The organism is Streptomyces sp. WAC04114, from assembly GCF_019733245.1.
GTDB classification, from domain to species: domain Bacteria; phylum Actinomycetota; class Actinomycetes; order Streptomycetales; family Streptomycetaceae; genus Streptomyces; species Streptomyces massasporeus_A.
Genome location: NZ_JAIGQA010000230.1, coordinates 1 through 11,513, shown reverse-complemented (window position 1 = coordinate 11,513; position 11,513 = coordinate 1). Strand labels below are relative to the sequence as shown.

14 protein-coding genes are annotated in these 11,513 nt (G+C 70.9%); 6 read left to right on the top strand and 8 right to left on the bottom strand.

Features of this window, described 5'->3' with window-relative positions:
- Window positions 1–41: 41 nt before the first annotated feature.
- The 4 genes from K4G64_RS35550 to efeO all read right to left on the bottom strand — a co-directional run bounded on the left by K4G64_RS35550 (window position 42) and on the right by efeO (window position 4,600).
- Entirely contained in the window at window positions 42–1,034 is a 993-nt protein-coding gene (locus K4G64_RS35550) for a hypothetical protein (protein WP_221760019.1), read from the bottom strand.
- Window positions 1,035–1,372: 338 nt separating this feature from the next.
- Complete coding sequence (efeU, locus tag K4G64_RS35545; protein ID WP_221760018.1) at window positions 1,373–2,206, bottom strand: iron uptake transporter permease EfeU; 834 nt, start codon at window positions 2,204–2,206, stop codon at window positions 1,373–1,375.
- Between the two features lie 4 nt (window positions 2,207–2,210).
- On the bottom strand, window positions 2,211–3,449 hold the full coding sequence (gene efeB, locus K4G64_RS35540) for an iron uptake transporter deferrochelatase/peroxidase subunit (protein WP_221760017.1): 1,239 nt from the start codon (window positions 3,447–3,449) through the stop codon (window positions 2,211–2,213).
- Window positions 3,450–3,451: 2 nt separating this feature from the next.
- Window positions 3,452–4,600 (bottom strand): iron uptake system protein EfeO, encoded by a 1,149-nt coding sequence (gene efeO / locus K4G64_RS35535; RefSeq protein WP_221760016.1) that lies wholly within the window; start codon window positions 4,598–4,600, stop codon window positions 3,452–3,454.
- 163 nt (window positions 4,601–4,763) lie between these two features.
- Here efeO and K4G64_RS35530 point away from each other — a divergent pair, with 163 nt between their 5' ends.
- Entirely contained in the window at window positions 4,764–5,408 is a 645-nt protein-coding gene (locus tag K4G64_RS35530; RefSeq protein ID WP_221760015.1) for a PhzF family phenazine biosynthesis protein, read from the top strand.
- Between the two features lie 98 nt (window positions 5,409–5,506).
- Complete coding sequence (locus K4G64_RS35525) at window positions 5,507–5,713, top strand: hypothetical protein (RefSeq protein WP_221760014.1); 207 nt, start codon at window positions 5,507–5,509, stop codon at window positions 5,711–5,713.
- A gap of 72 nt (window positions 5,714–5,785) precedes the next feature.
- On the opposite strand, the gene K4G64_RS35520 is transcribed toward K4G64_RS35525, so the two are convergent.
- Window positions 5,786–6,433, bottom strand: coding sequence for a heme oxygenase (biliverdin-producing) (locus K4G64_RS35520; protein ID WP_221760013.1), 648 nt, complete (start codon window positions 6,431–6,433; stop codon window positions 5,786–5,788).
- Between the two features lie 117 nt (window positions 6,434–6,550).
- Window positions 6,551–7,408, bottom strand: a complete 858-nt coding sequence (gene map / locus K4G64_RS35515) for a type I methionyl aminopeptidase (protein WP_221760012.1) — start codon at window positions 7,406–7,408, stop codon at window positions 6,551–6,553.
- Window positions 7,409–7,466: 58 nt separating this feature from the next.
- On the opposite strand from map, the gene K4G64_RS35510 reads away from it, so the two are divergent.
- A complete protein-coding gene (locus tag K4G64_RS35510; protein ID WP_221760011.1) occupies window positions 7,467–7,700 on the top strand; it encodes a hypothetical protein in 234 nt (77 codons plus the stop codon).
- Window positions 7,701–7,778: 78 nt separating this feature from the next.
- Here K4G64_RS35510 and K4G64_RS35505 read toward each other — a convergent pair whose 3' ends face one another.
- The gene (locus tag K4G64_RS35505) at window positions 7,779–8,381 is read right to left on the bottom strand and encodes a hypothetical protein (RefSeq protein WP_221760010.1); all 603 of its coding nucleotides are present in this window, start codon (window positions 8,379–8,381) and stop codon (window positions 7,779–7,781) included.
- Between the two features lie 118 nt (window positions 8,382–8,499).
- On the opposite strand from K4G64_RS35505, the gene K4G64_RS35500 reads away from it, so the two are divergent.
- The 3 genes from K4G64_RS35500 (at window position 8,500) to K4G64_RS35490 (ending at window position 10,593) form a co-directional block, all read left to right on the top strand.
- Window positions 8,500–9,573: an exo-alpha-sialidase gene (locus K4G64_RS35500; protein ID WP_221760009.1), complete on the top strand. Its 1,074-nt coding sequence runs from the start codon at window positions 8,500–8,502 to the stop codon at window positions 9,571–9,573.
- A gap of 37 nt (window positions 9,574–9,610) precedes the next feature.
- Window positions 9,611–10,330 carry an NADPH-dependent F420 reductase gene (npdG, locus tag K4G64_RS35495; protein WP_221760008.1) on the top strand — a complete coding sequence of 240 codons (720 nt, stop codon included), beginning with the start codon at window positions 9,611–9,613 and terminating at the stop codon, window positions 10,328–10,330.
- 83 nt (window positions 10,331–10,413) lie between these two features.
- On the top strand, window positions 10,414–10,593 hold the full coding sequence (locus K4G64_RS35490; protein ID WP_030837294.1) for a hypothetical protein: 180 nt from the start codon (window positions 10,414–10,416) through the stop codon (window positions 10,591–10,593).
- 9 nt (window positions 10,594–10,602) lie between these two features.
- Here the strand turns inward: K4G64_RS35490 and K4G64_RS35485 are convergent, their stop codons facing one another.
- Window positions 10,603–11,403 (bottom strand): site-2 protease family protein, encoded by an 801-nt coding sequence (locus K4G64_RS35485; protein WP_221760007.1) that lies wholly within the window; start codon window positions 11,401–11,403, stop codon window positions 10,603–10,605.
- Window positions 11,404–11,513: the final 110 nt, after the last annotated feature.

Genomic DNA, 11,513 nt, shown 5'->3' with positions numbered 1-11,513 from the left:
GGTGGTGGGCCCGGGTGTGAGGGCTTGGGTGGGGCTTCGGGTTACGAGCCTTCCGCCGAGGTCATGCCCTGGATCCTGCCCAGGATCGTCACCTTGCCCGGCCCCTTGGGATCCAGCGCCACCTCGTTGGAGACGAACTCCATCGTGAGGGACTGCTTGATCTCGCCCTTCGTCAGGGCGAGGACGTCCTTGTTCGGGGTGGGCACGGAGGTGCCCGCGTGGGCGGTCTGCTTCTCGTAGTGGCGCGTGGTGAAGAACACCAGCGCCCCGCCGTCGGTGGTGCGCAGCGCCAGCGGTGCGTAGTCGCCGTTCGTCAGCGGCTCGTCGATGTACTGGGTGACCATGCCCGGCTTCTTGCCGTTCTTCTCGCGCAGGGCTCGCCATTGGCTGGTGTGGGCGCCGTCCGCGAAGGTCTCGCCGCCGCTCTTCAGGTACGTCGCGTACGAGCTGCTCAGGTCGCCGGGGTCGGTGGCCAGGTCCGTCGACTTGACCGGGACGGACTCGGCCCAGCCGTCGGTGTCCTTCTTGAACCGCGGGACCTTGCCCGGGGCGACGAGCGTCAGGTACGCCACCTGGAACGGGTCGTCCAGGCTGCTGCGGGTGAACACCAGGAGCCAGCGGGCGGTGCCGCCCTTGTTGCCGGCGGCGTCCACGACGAACCAGCGGGGCCAGCCGGCCTTCTTGGGGATGGTGAACTTCGCGTCCGTCAGCGTCAGCGGGGTGTGGTTGGGGTTGCCGTCCGGGTTGTTGGCCTTGCCGGCCTTGAGGCGGGCCGAGTCGATGTCGGCGAGGGCGCCGGTGGTGTGGTCGGCGTCCAGGGTGCCGTCGTAGGCCTTGTCGGCGTCGTTGTACGCGGCCGTGAACTCCTGGAGAGCCTTGGCGGCTTCGGCGCGGGTCGTGGACGGGAGGATCTCCCGTTCGCCGTGTACGACGACGCATCCACTGGCCGTGAGTGACAAAGCGGTCGCCGAGGCTGCTATGAGGGCGCTTCGGGCGGGCCTGCGGAGCGTTCGAGGGTCGCGATCCCTGCTCATCGGGTACCTTCACCTTCCCCTTTCCGGAGGCGAACCCTACCGGGTGCCTCCGGCGTTTGGGCGGGGGTGGGGTGGTCGTCTGCTTCGTCTGACGCCGGGTGGGGGGGCGGGTTCGCTTCGCCTGACGCCGAGTGCTGGGTCGGGGCCGTGTCGGGGGGTGTCCGTCCTCGGAACGGCGCGATGGACCTTCATACCGACTGACTGTCCGTTGACGCGCCAACCGCTGCGGGCGGACACCCCCCGACACGGCCCCTTGCGTACGACGGCGGGTGCGGGCGCGCCTAGCTGCGGGCATGCGTGCCGCTGGGGGCTGCCTCAGTGTCTGCGGCGGGGCGTTGTCACACCTTGTCGCGTACGGGGGTTGGGGTCGCGGTCCTGGTCGGGGCCAGGAACAGGGCCAGGGTCGGGATCAAGTACAGGAGCCAGACCGCTACTTGGAGTGTCGTGGGGTCGGGCTGGAAGTTGAGGATGCCTTTGAGGAGCGTGCCGTACCAGCTGTCCGGGGGGATCGTGCCGGAGATGTCGAAGGCCTTGTCCGTGAGGCCGGGCAGGAAGTCGGCCTCCTGGAGGTCGTGGACGCCGTAGGCGAGGACACCGGCCGCGACGACCACCAGCATGCCGCCGGTCCACGTGAAGAACTTCGCCAGGTTGATGCGCAGCGCGCCGCGGTAGAACAGCCAGCCCAGGAGGACCGCCGTGAGGAGGCCCAGGGCGACGCCGAGGAGGGGGCGCGGTGTGCCGTCGCTCGCCGCGTGGACCGACGCCCAGACGAACAGGGCCGTCTCCAGGCCCTCCCGGCCCACCGCGAGGAACGCCGTGGCGACCAGTGCGCCGGTGCCCATCGCGAGGGCGGCGTCGAGCCGGCCGTGCAGCTCCGACTTCAGATGGCGGGCCGTGCGGCGCATCCAGAACACCATCCACGTCACCAGGCCGACCGCGAGGATGGAGAGGGACCCGCCGAGCGCCTCCTGGGCCTGGAACGTCAGCTCCTGGGAGCCGAATTCGAGGGCGCAGCCGAAGCCGAACGCGAGGGCGATCGCGACGGCTATGCCGGCCCAGATCGGCTTCAGGGCGTCCCTGCGGTCCGTCTTGACCAGGTAGGCGATGAGGATGCAGACGACGAGGCTCGCCTCCAGGCCCTCGCGCAGACCGATCAGGTAGTTGGAGAACACCGGGTCAGGCCTCCTTCGAGAACAGCGTGCGGCCCCACCAGTCGTCCTTGTCGCGGACGCCCGGCGGGACGGCGAAGAGCGCCGAACCCACGTGCTGGATGTACTCGTTGAGCGCGTCCGCGGCCAGGCTGCGCTGGATGGGGATGAAGCCCTTGCGCACGTCACGCTGGTAGGCCAGGAAGAACAGGCCCGCGTCCAGGCGGCCGAGGCCGTCCGTGCCGTCGGTGAAGGAGTAGCCGCGGCGCAGGATCGTCGCCCCGTGGTTGGTGTCGGGGTGGGCGAGCCGGACGTGCGCGTCGGGCTTCATCGCCTTGAGGAACGGCTCGTCGCGCTCCTTGGCCTTGCCGACCGGGGCGCCCTCGCCCTTGTCGCGGCCGAAGATGTCCTCCTGCTCCTGCAGCGAGGTGCGGTCCCAGGTCTCGATGTGCATGCGGATGCGGCGGGCGACCAGGTAGGAGCCGCCCTCCATCCAGGACGGGCCGTCCTTGTCGTCCACCCAGACGAACTTCTTCAGGCGGTCCGTCTCCGTGCCCGCGATGTTGCGGGTGCCGTCCTTGAAACCGAACAGGTTGCGCGGGGTCTGCCCCTCGGGCGTCGTCGAGGACGTCTTGCCGAAGCCGAGCTGCGACCACTTGATGACGACCTTGCCGAAACCGATGCGGGCCAGGTTGCGGACGGCGTGGACCGCGACCTGTGGGTCGTCGGCGCAGGCCTGGATGCACAGGTCGCCGCCGCTGCGGTTCTTGTCGAGGTTGTCGCCCGCGAACTTCGGCAGGTCGACCAGCGCCTCGGGGCGGCGGTCCGCGAGGTCGAACTTCTCGAACAGGGACGGGCCGAAGCCGATCGTGAGGGTGAGGCGGGAGGGCTTCAGGCCGAGCGCCTCGCCGGTGTCGTCCGGGGGTGCCTCGGGAAGGCCGCCGAAGGCGCCCTCGCCGACGGCGTGTCCGGCCGCCATGCGCCGGGCGGCCTCGGTCCAGTCCTTCAGCAGCTGGACGAAGGCCTCGCGGTCGTCGGTCGTCACGTCGAACGCGGCGAAGTGCAGGCGGTCCTGCACCGGCGTGGCGATGCCCGCCTGGTGCGGGCCGTGGAAGGCGATCGCCGAGCCGGCCGCCGGTGCGGTGTCGTCCTCGGTGCGGGCCATCGCCACCGCTCCGCCTGCCGCGGCCGCGCCGAGCGCCAGGCCCGCGCCGCCCCAGCCGAGCAGGGAACGGCGGCTGGGGGAGGGGGAGTTGGTGTCCGTCATGGCTACTTCACCACCGCAGCGGCCAGCTTCGACAGCGGCTCCGCCAGGGCGTTGACCGCGTCCGAGAGCTCCTTGCGGTCGGCCTTGCCGACCTTGTCGTAGGAGGTGAAGTCGTACGACGTGGTGTTGGGGCGGTACTGGTCGAGCAGCTTGTCCAGGGCCGCGAACTGCTCGTCGAGTTCGGTGACGAGGGCCGCGTCATTCTCCTTCGCGACCGGCTTCAGCAGGTCGTAGGACTTCTGCGCGCCCTCGACGTTGGCCTTGAAGTCGACCAGGTCGGTGTGCGAGTAGCGCTCCTCCTCGCCGGTGACCTTGCCGGTGGCGACCTCGTCGAGGAGTTCCTTGGCGCCGTTGGCCATGGAGGTGGGGGTGATCTCGGCCTTGCCGACCCGGTTCTGCCAGTCCTTCAGGTCCTTGATCAGCAGGTCGGCGAGGTCCTTCTCGCGGCTGCCGATCTTCTTGTCCTGCCAGAGGGCCTTCTCCAGGCGGTGCCAGCCCGTCCAGTCGGTGGCCGGGTCCTGGCCGTCCTCCAGACCGTCCTCGCGGACGTCGACCTTGGGGTCGATGTCGCCGAAGGACTCGGCGACCGGCTCGGTGCGCTCCCAGCCGATGCGGGAGGGGGCGTAGGCCTTCTTCGCCGCCTCGAGGTCACCGTCCTTGACGGCCTCGGCGAACGCCTCGGCCTTCGGCAGCGTCTCGTCGGCCTGCGCCTGCGCGTAGGCGCGGTAGGCCGCGACGGCCTCGTCCAGACGCGGGTCGCGCTGGACGGCCTTGCCGCCGGTGGCCTTGACGGCCTGGCGGATGCCGTCGCCCTTCATGCCGGGCTTGCACGCGATCTGGTAGTCACCGGCCTTCACCTCGGCGGTGACCCGCTGCTTGGTGCCGGGGCCTATGTTCTCGCGCTCGGTGACCACACGGTCGTCGGGGAACAGGACGTAGACCTCGGTGACCTTGGAACCCTTGTTCTCGACGGCCAGCTCGACGTGCCCGGCCGGGAACTCCTTCTTCGACACCTGGCACTTGTCGTCGGTCGCCGTCACCTTGATGACGTGGTCGCCGTTCTTCGCGTCGCCCTTCTCGGTGCAGCCGGTGACGGCGGCCAGGGCCGCCGCGGCGGCGATGACGACGGAAGCGGGACGAGCGGGTCGCATGAGGGCTCCAGTGAAGAGGTAGGTGAGGCTCACCTAAGGCAGCACACAAGGATGGCTCAAGTGGCTCAAAATCGCCGTCATGATCGGGTCAAGGGAGGGTCAAAGGTCGCCTCGCGCCCCCTGCCACGCCGACGCACGTCCTCGACCGGCGAGAATGCCTCCCGTGACTGACTACGACGTGCTCCGCGTCTTCTGCGGGCCGAACGGCGGGTACGGCAACGAGCTCGGCGTCGTGCGCGAAGGCTCCGTGATGCCCGAGCCGGAGGAGCGGCAGGCGTTCGCCGCGAAGGTCGGGTTCAGCGAGACCGTGTTCGTCGACGACCCCGAGCGCGGAGTGATCGACATCTACACGCCCACGCTGCGGCTGCCCTTCGCCGGGCACCCCTGCGTCGGGACGGCATGGCTGCTCGACGTGCCCGAGCTCGTCACACCCGCCGGAGTGGTCGGGGCCCGGCAGGACGGGGAGTTCTGCTGGATCGAGGCGCGGGCCGAGTGGGTGCCGCCGCGGACACTGCGCCGGTACGGCAGCGCCGCCGAGGTCGACGACCTGACCGTGCCGCCACCGGGGGAGTGGGTGTACGCCTGGGCATGGGAGGACGAGCCCGCCGGGCGGATCCGGGCCCGGGCCTTCCCCGGCCGGGGCGACGGCATCGACGAGGACGAGGCGACCGGGGCCGCCGCCCTGCTGCTCACCGACCTGCTGGGCCGGGCCCTCAACATCACCCAGGGCGCGGGCTCCCAGATCCTCACCGCGCCCCAGCCGGGCGGCTGGACTGAGGTCGGCGGACGGGTCCACCTCGAACGCTGACCCGGACGGAGCGCGGCCGTACGGGTGGAACAGCGTGCGTGGGCGGTGGTGAGCGGGGACCACTGGGCGTGACCAAGCACCACCGCGAGAGAAGTCTCATGCGCATTCGATCCGCTCTGGCCGTCGCCGCCCTGACCGCCGCCCTGTCCGCCACCGGCGTGGCCGCGGCCTCCGCCTACGACGACGCGGAGTACCGCGACGACCACCACGTGGCGTGCAGCACGTACTTCGGTGAGCTCGAGGCCGAGACCGCCGAGATCGAGTGGGGCGGGGCCGTCTGCCACAACGGTCCGTTCGACATCTGAGTGGGACGGGCCCGGCTCTCTCCCGAGCCGGCACCGGGGCCCCTCGCCGCGCGCGAGCGGGGCCCCGCCCGTTCACGCCGTCAGGGGGAACTCCTCGCCCAGCGCCTCGAACATCGCGTTGTTCAGCCCGTACGCCCGCTTGCACTCGGTCACGATCCGCTGCCGCTCCAGCTCGTCACCGGGCACCGCGTCCAGCAGCTCGCAGTAGCTCCGCTTGAAGGCGGCCGGGTTGCGGATCTCTTCGAAGACGTAGAAGCGGACTCCGTCGCCCTTCTTCGAAAAGCCCCAGGTCTTCTCGGCCGTGTCGCGGATGATCTGCCCACCCGAGAGGTCGCCCAGATAGCGGGTGTAGTGGTGGGCGATGTAGCCGGCCGGCCAGGCGCGGGCGCACTCCGCGATCCGTTCCGCGTACTCCAGGGTGGCCGGCAGTGCGGTGGCCGCCGTCCGCCAGCCGGGCCCACGCAGATGCTCCAGATCCCGCTCCAGCGCCGCCAGGCGGAACAGCTCCGGACGGATGAAGGGCCCGGCCACCGGGTCCGCGGTCAGCTGCCGGGCGCCGGACTCCAGGGCGCCGTACACGAACCACAGCTGCTCCGTGTAACGCGCGAACGCCTCGACCCCCAGCTTGTGCCCCAGCAGGTCGCCGATGAAGGTCGAGCCCCTGGCCTCCTCGTGCTGCTCGCGAGAAGCGGTCCGAAGGAGCGTCGAGAAGGATTCCATGCGCAGACTTTTCCCGACGCACTGTCGGTAAAACCTGCGTGTGCAAAAGACGCGGCCCGCCCTCGGGAGAGGACGGGCCGTGCGGTGGGGTGGGGTGGGGTGGGGTGCCGATGGGGGTTACGGCAGCGTGAGGATCTCCGCGCCCGAGTCCGTGACCACCAGCGTGTGCTCGAACTGGGCCGTCCGCTTCCGGTCCTTCGTGACGACCGTCCAGCCGTCGTCCCACATGTCGTACTCGTGCGTACCGAGCGTCAGCATCGGCTCGATCGTGAACGTCATGCCGGGCTGGATCACCGTCGTCGCGTGCGGGCTGTCGTAGTGCGGGATGATCAGGCCCGAGTGGAACGACGAGTTGATGCCGTGCCCGGTGAAGTCCCGCACCACTCCGTAGCCGAAGCGCTTGGCGTACGACTCGATGACCCGGCCGATGATGTTGATCTGCCGGCCCGGCTTGACCGCCTTGATCGCCCGCTCCAGGGACTCCCGGGTCCGCTCCACCAGCAGCCGCGACTCCTCGTCGACGTCACCCACCAGGTAGGTGGCGTTGTTGTCACCGTGCACACCGCCGATGTACGCCGTCACGTCGAGGTTGACGATGTCGCCGTCGCGCAGGACCGTCGAGTCCGGGATGCCGTGGCAGATGACCTCGTTGACGCTCGCGCACAGCGACTTCGGGAAGCCCCGGTAGCCCAGCGTCGAGGGGTAGGCGCCGTGATCGCACATGTACTCGTGCGCGACCCGGTCCAGCTCGTCCGTGGTCACCCCGGGAGAGATGAGCTTCGCGGCCTCCGCCATCGCCCGGGCCGCGATCCGGCCGGCCACGCGCATCGCCTCGACGGTCTCGGGCGTCTGCACCTCCGGTCCGGTGTACGGCGTCGGCGCGGGCTTGCCGACGTACTCGGGGCGACGGATGTTTCCGGGCACGGAACGGATGGGGGACAGCTCCCCCGGGACGAGCAGCGACTGGCCAGACATGCCAGCGAGTCTAACCAGCGGCGATGGGGGAACATGTCGATGGCGAGAGGAGCTGGTCATGGCCCTGTTCAAGAAGCGCACGGTCGGCAAGCCGGGTGAGTGGTACTTCTGCCTGGAACACAAGAAGGTCGAGGAGGGGCCGGAGTGCCCCAACAAGGACCGGTTCGGGCCGTACGCCTCCCGCCCGGAGGCCGAACACGCGATGGCGACCGCCCGCGAGCGCAACCTCCAGTGGGAGAACGACCCCAAGTGGCACGACGCCCCGGCGGGCAGCCGGGACGACGAGAGCTGATCCCGCCGACGCCCGGGGCCGCGGTCCCGGGCGTTCGTATGTCCGGGGCCACGGCACAGGCAGTGGGACGACCGGGCGTCACCAGCGGGCCGGCGGCGGGGCCGTCAGGTGCTCCGCCAGTCGCGCCACCCGGTCCCGCAGACGGCGCCGCCCCCGCGGGGCCGGCAGGGCGTTCTCCCCGGCCGCGGCACTGACCAGGTGCTGCACCGTGTCGAGGTCCAGCTCCGAGCCGTCCGGGACGGCCAGGGTCTCGTGCGCCAGGGACGGGAGCTCGCCCCGGCCGGGGCCAAGGGCCAGGACCGTCGCTCCGGCACGGCGTGCGTCGGACACCCGTTCCAGGAGTGGCGCGGCGGGCCCCCCGGGCGCGACCACCAGCAGCGTCTCGCCCCGCCGGGCCGCCGCCAGCCGTCCCAGACCGACCGCCAGGTGCGCCGGATCCGAGGGGCGCGCGCCGTGCCGTACCAGCGTCGGGGCCAGCTCCGGCGTGCCCGACCAGGCCGCCTCGTCCACCAGGTGCGCGGCGAGGTGCCACGGCTCGTACTCCGGCGTGCCGACGAGCAACAACCCACCCCCGTGCGACACCACCGAGCCGCGCAGCGCCCCGGCGAACCGCCGGGTGGCTCCCAGCCACTCCGTCCCGGCGAGCACTTCCCGCAGCAGCGCGACCCGTACCGCATCCATGGGACCGCATCCTGCCCCAAGCGGTCATCCGTGACGTGGCGTTCACCCCGCATTCGCCCGGCCTGGGTAGGCCGACCGGTCATCCGTACCGTCGTCGAACGACCGGAGGAGCCCGCCGATGACCGAGGCCAGCGTCCCCTTCCACGCCGGGCAGGAGGGGTACGCCAGTTTCCGTATCCCCGCCGTCGTCGCCACCCGCACCGGCGACCTGCTCGCCTTCTGCGAGGGCCGGGTCGGCTCCCGGGACGACTTCGGGAACATCGACATCGTCCTCAAACGCTCCACGGACGGCGGCCACACCTGGGGCCCGCTCCAGGTCGCCGCGCGCAACGGCGACTCCCTCGCCGGCAACCCCGCCCCGGTCGTCCTCGACACCGGCCGGATCCTCCTCGTGCACGTGCGCAACGCCGCCCACGCCACCGAGGACGCCATCCGGCGCGGCACGGTGAGCGCGGCGGACGGACGCCGGGTCTGGGTGCAGCACAGCGACGACGAGGGCCGCACCTGGTCGGCGCCCAGGGAGATCACCCGGGAGGCCAAGCGGCCCGAATGGCGCTGGTACGCCACCACCCCCGGCCACGCGATCCAGCTGACCACCGGCCTGGTCGTCGTCCCCGCCAACCACTCCCTGCCGCCCACCGGCACCGACAACGGCACCGAGGGCCGCTACAACGGCGGCCACTGCCTGCTCAGCGACGACGCGGGCGCCACCTGGCGGATCGGCTACGTCGACGACGACACCGACGGCTACATCAACGCCAACGAGACCACCGCCGCCGAACTCCCCGACGGCCGCGTCTACTTCAACACCCGCAACGACTCGCCCTCACCCGGCACCCGGGCCGACGCCCACTCGGCCGACGGCGGCCGGACCCTGGTGAAGCCCTTCCGCCCGCAGGCCGGCATCACCGCCCCCGTCTGCGAGGCCGCCGTCCTCCAGCTCCGCGACCCCGACCTGCTCCTCTACTCCGGCCCCGCCGACCCGGGCTTCCGCGCCCTGATGACGATCCGCACCTCCACCGACGGCGGCACCACCTGGCGCCCTGCGTACACGGTGGACGGCCTGCCCGCCGCGTACTCGGATCTCGTCCGGATCGACACGGACACCGTGGGCCTGCTGTACGAGACCGGCGACTTCGGCGCCTACGAGACGATCACCTTCCGGCGGGTGCCCGTGACGGAGCTGACCTGAGCCGTCCCGGGCGACGGCGCGGTCGTAGAGTCTGGCCATGACCTCTACCGACAGTGCTGCCACCGACAACGCACAGAAGGCGCCCGCCAAGGACCCCTGGGACCTGCCCGACGTCACCGGACTCGTCGTCGGAGTGCTCGGCGGGACCGGGCCGCAGGGCAAGGGCCTGGCCTACCGGCTCGCCAAGGCCGGCCAGAAGGTGATCATCGGCTCGCGCGCCGCCGACCGCGCTCAGGCGGCCGCCGAGGAACTCGGCCACGGGGTCGAGGGCGCCGACAACGCCGAGACCGCGCGCCGCAGCGACATCGTGATCGTCGCCGTGCCGTGGGACGGCCACGGCAAGACCCTCGAATCCCTGCGCGAGGAACTGACCGGCAAACTCGTCGTCGACTGCGTCAACCCGCTCGGCTTCGACAAGAAGGGCGCCTACGCCCTCAAGCCCGAGGAGGGCAGCGCCGCCGAGCAGGCCGCCGCCCTGCTGCCGGACTCCCGGGTCACCGCCGCCTTCCACCACCTGTCGGCCGTGCTGCTCCAGGACCCGGAGATCGACGAGATCGACACCGACGTGATGGTGCTCGGAGAGGTCCGCGCGGACGTGGAGATCGTCCAGGCCCTCGCCGGGCGCATCCCGGGTATGCGCGGCATCTTCGCCGGACGGCTGCGCAACGCCCACCAGGTGGAGTCGCTGGTGGCGAACCTGATCTCCGTGAACCGCCGCTACAAGGCGCACGCGGGGCTCCGGGTCACCGACGTGTGAGCCGGTGACCTCCATGGGGGACACTGGACGGCACCGGCAGTACCAGCTGTGCCAGAAGTGTCCCCCGACAGGAGCCGACCGCCATGCCCCGCCTCGCTCTCTACGCCCTGATCGTCTGCGTCCTCTCCGTGGCCGCCGCCGTCGTCTCCTTCACGCGGGGCAGCTTCCTGGGGATCGTGTGGGTGCTGCTGGCGGGCCTGTCGTCCAACATGTGCTGGTACTACGTCAAGCGCGCCAGGCAGCAGAAGTCCGTCACCGGCTGATCGCGCCCGTCACGGCGCCGCCGAGCAGAACTCGTTCGAGCCCTGCCAGAAGCGGTACAGCTCCTGACCGCAGTACGTCTCGAAGTCGCTGATCCCGAATGACTTCAGGGTCGTGTCGATCACGTCGAAGAAGACGCCGTTCACCGCGGGCAGCCACAGCAGCGCGAACACGAACAGCAGGCCGAACGGCGCGAACGGCTCCACCTGGCGCCGGATGTTGTACGACAGCCAGGGCTCGATCACGCCGTAGCCGTCCAGGCCCGGCACCGGCAGGAAGTTCAGCAGCGCGGCCGTCACCTGGAGCAGCGCGAGGAAGGCCAGCGCGAACCGGAAGTCGTTCGGCACGCCGTCCAGCGCGTCCAGCCAGAACGGGGCGGTGCAGACGACGGCGAACAACACGTTCGTCAGCGGGCCCACCGCCGAGATCAGACTGTGCTTCCAGCGGCCCTGGATCCGGTTCCGCTCGATGAACACGGCGCCGCCGGGCAGTCCGATGCCGCCCATGATCACGAAGATCACGGGGAGGACGATGCTGAGCAGGGCGTGCGTGTACTTCAGCGGGTTGAGGGTCAGATAGCCCTTGGCCCCGATGGAGATGTCGCCGCTGTGCAGGGCGGTACGAGCGTGCGCGTACTCGTGCAGGCACAGCGAGACGATCCACGCCGCCGTCACGAACAGGAACACGGCGACGCCGGGCTGCTCGGCGAAGCCGGTCCAGGTCGCCCATCCCGTGACCGCCGTCACGGCGAGGATCCCGACGAACACGGGACTGATCCGTCGCTCGCTGTGGCGGGTGGTGGCGGTGGTCATGGGGCTCCCTGCACTCGTCGACACGGGGTGGGACGGCCCGACGGTACCGGGCCCGGGTGAAAAACGTCTCGCGCGGGGCGGTCGGTTCCGGGGAGGGTGGGCCCATGGGG

Excerpts from the sequence above, each read along its gene's own strand:
- K4G64_RS35550 (WP_221760019.1), bottom strand. The coding sequence starts at position 1,034 with ATGAGCAGGGATCGCGACCCTCGAACGCTCCGCAGGCCCGCCCGAAGC.
- efeB (WP_221760017.1), bottom strand. The coding sequence starts at position 3,449 with ATGACGGACACCAACTCCCCCTCCCCCAGCCGCCGTTCCCTGCTCGGC.
- efeO (WP_221760016.1), bottom strand. The coding sequence starts at position 4,600 with ATGCGACCCGCTCGTCCCGCTTCCGTCGTCATCGCCGCCGCGGCGGCC.
- K4G64_RS35525 (WP_221760014.1), top strand. The coding sequence starts at position 5,507 with ATGCGCATTCGATCCGCTCTGGCCGTCGCCGCCCTGACCGCCGCCCTG.
- K4G64_RS35520 (WP_221760013.1), bottom strand. The coding sequence starts at position 6,433 with ATGGAATCCTTCTCGACGCTCCTTCGGACCGCTTCTCGCGAGCAGCAC.
- map (WP_221760012.1), bottom strand. The coding sequence starts at position 7,408 with ATGTCTGGCCAGTCGCTGCTCGTCCCGGGGGAGCTGTCCCCCATCCGT.
- K4G64_RS35510 (WP_221760011.1), top strand. The coding sequence starts at position 7,467 with ATGGCCCTGTTCAAGAAGCGCACGGTCGGCAAGCCGGGTGAGTGGTAC.
- K4G64_RS35505 (WP_221760010.1), bottom strand. The coding sequence starts at position 8,381 with ATGGATGCGGTACGGGTCGCGCTGCTGCGGGAAGTGCTCGCCGGGACG.
- K4G64_RS35500 (WP_221760009.1), top strand. The coding sequence starts at position 8,500 with ATGACCGAGGCCAGCGTCCCCTTCCACGCCGGGCAGGAGGGGTACGCC.
- npdG (WP_221760008.1), top strand. The coding sequence starts at position 9,611 with ATGACCTCTACCGACAGTGCTGCCACCGACAACGCACAGAAGGCGCCC.
- K4G64_RS35490 (WP_030837294.1), top strand. The coding sequence starts at position 10,414 with ATGCCCCGCCTCGCTCTCTACGCCCTGATCGTCTGCGTCCTCTCCGTG.
- K4G64_RS35485 (WP_221760007.1), bottom strand. The coding sequence starts at position 11,403 with ATGACCACCGCCACCACCCGCCACAGCGAGCGACGGATCAGTCCCGTG.